A 2,528-nucleotide genomic window follows, 5' to 3' on the forward strand; every position below is an offset into this window, starting at 1 on the left:
AAAATCATATACGACTTTTATTCATGAAAGGTCCAGCTATTGCGGCTGATCTTTATGGAGATATTTCGTTAAGAACTTCAAAAGATTTAGATATTTTAGTAAATAAGTTTGATTTAAAAAGAGTTGAAGAACTTCTTTTAGGTGTTGGATACGAGAAAGAAGAAAAGAAAACTATCCTTAATGAGTGGAAGTTAGGACACCATATATTATATTTTCATCCGCAAAAGAAGATTCAGATTGAAATTCACTGGAGGTTTCAACCACCCCCTTCAATTGAACCGAAATTTAATGAATTATGGAAAAATAAACGAGTAAGTAATATAACAAGTTATCCTGTGTATTTCTTAGGAGAAGAAGATTTATTTTTATATCTTATTTCACATGGTGCTCGTCATGGCTGGTGCAGACTAAGGTGGTTGCTAGATATAAATCAAATGTTAAAAAAAGAACTAGACTACAAAAAGATAATTATGCTTTTGAGAAAAAATCGAATAAGCCATTTAGGAGGTCAAGCTCTTATTCTTGCTTCAGAATTGTTCAATACTTCAATCCAGAAAGAAATGCAAATACTAACTGAAAACAATCGGTCTAAAAAGTTAGCACATAAAGCTATGTTCTTCATAAGCACAATAAATCCAACACAAATTGAATTTTATAATGAATATAGAAACAAATATCAAACTTCTATAAAACCATGTCATTTTACTAGATTGTTTAATGTTTTCTTGAAGTTCTATCCAAAACCAATTGATGCCGAAACGTTAAGGTTACCTAAATCTCTTTATTTTCTATATTTTTTCTTGCATCCTTTTTTATCAATTTTTAGAAAATTAACAAAAGAGCATAAGTAAGCCTAATTTTAAAGTGAGATAAAATATTAGATATTTTTTAATTTATTTCCTTTTGGTTATAAAGGATGCACAATCATTTTATTGACAATTCTTTGATATAATGATATTTTTTATAAAATGTTCTTTATAAAGAACTGTCTGGTTTGTTATTTGATTTTTGAAATAGTTTAAAATTAATTGGCTATATTTTATAAAATTCTGCTATATCAAATACTATCAAATTTTTATAAACGGGTGATAAAATGAGCGCCATAACCGGTATTTATCATTTAGATGAAAAGCCTATAAATCTACAGCATGGTCAAACATTAATGACAGCATTGCAAAAATATCCTTCTGATGACATCCAAACATGGCATTCGGAAAAGATTTTCTTCGGCTGTCACGCTCAATGGATCACCCCTGAGTCTGTAGGCAAACAACTTCCTTTTCATGATTATGATAGACAGTGTACGATAACCGCTGATGCCATTCTTGATAATCGAGTGGAACTATTTGAGCAATTGCAAGTTGAACCGTCTCAACAGAAACAAATCGCTGATAGTGAACTCATTCTCTTATCGTACTATAAATGGCAAGAAGAAGCTCCCAAATATTTAATTGGTGATTTTGCTTTTATAATTTGGGACCAGAAGAAACAGAAGATTTTTGGAGCGCGAGATTTTTCAGGAAGTAGAACTATTTATTATTATAAAAATCATGAAAAATTCGCGTTTTGTACAATTATTGAGCCACTTTTAACATTGCCTTTTGTTAATAAAAAGCTGAACGAACAATGGTTAGCTGAGTTTTTAGCAATACCAGGGATGAATGATACTGTTGATGCACTTTCAACAGTTTATAAAGAAATTGAACAAATTCCTCCTTCTCATACTATATCAATAGTTGGAAATAAAATAACCGTTTCAAGATATTATGCAATAAGAGATAGTGAAAAATTGTATTTAAAATCAAATTTCGAATATGAAGAAGCGTTTCGAGAAGTTTTTAAAAAAGCTACTACTTCAAGATTACGGACACATCGTAAAGTAGGAGCTAATTTGAGCGGTGGGTTGGATTCAGGATCAGTAGTTAGTTTTGCTTCAAATGCTCTAAGAAACCAGAATAAAGAATTATATACTTTTAGTTCTATTCCAACTGCTGAATTTGATGATTGGACCCCAAAACGTTTCATGGCAGATGAAAGGCCCCTTATTAACTCTACTATTGATTATGTTGGGAATATTGATGCTCAATTTTTAAATTTTGAAGGTAGAAGTCCCTTAACTGAAATAGATGAATGGCTCGATTTAATGGAGATGCCGTATAAATTTTTCGAAAATTCTGTATGGGTGAAAGGAATTTATGAAAGAGCGAATCAATTAGGAATTGGAGTATTATTAAACGGAGCAAGAGGGAATTATTCCATTTCTTGGGGGCCTGCGTTAGAGTACTATACTTTTTTATTAAAAAAGATGAAGTGGATTCGTTTATATCATGAAGTAAATTCATATTCTAATATTATGGGAGTGGGGAAATCACGAGTCTTTAAAGTGTTGAGTGAAAAAGCATATCCGTTTCTAAATAAAAGAACCACTTCAATAGATCAAGATGTTGCTCCTTTATTAATTAATGAAGAGTTTGCTAGAAGTACTAAAGTGTTTTCAAAATTGGAGGAACATGGCCACAATATAATGG

Annotated in this window: 2 protein-coding genes; both read left to right on the forward strand. The window is 30.9% G+C overall.

The features are described 5' to 3' along the window. The coding region (locus tag V7014_RS22525; RefSeq protein WP_335510546.1) for a nucleotidyltransferase domain-containing protein at positions 1–851 on the forward strand (851 nt) is incomplete at its 5' end. Positions 852–1,093: 242 nt separating this feature from the next. Then, positions 1,094–2,528: asparagine synthase-related protein (locus V7014_RS22530; RefSeq protein ID WP_335510547.1), on the forward strand; the 1,435-nt coding region annotated here is incomplete at its 3' end.

Origin of the sequence: Bacillus sp. JJ722 (genome assembly GCF_036963345.1) — a bacterium.
Lineage (GTDB): Bacteria > Bacillota > Bacilli > Bacillales > DSM-1321 > Bacillus_AD.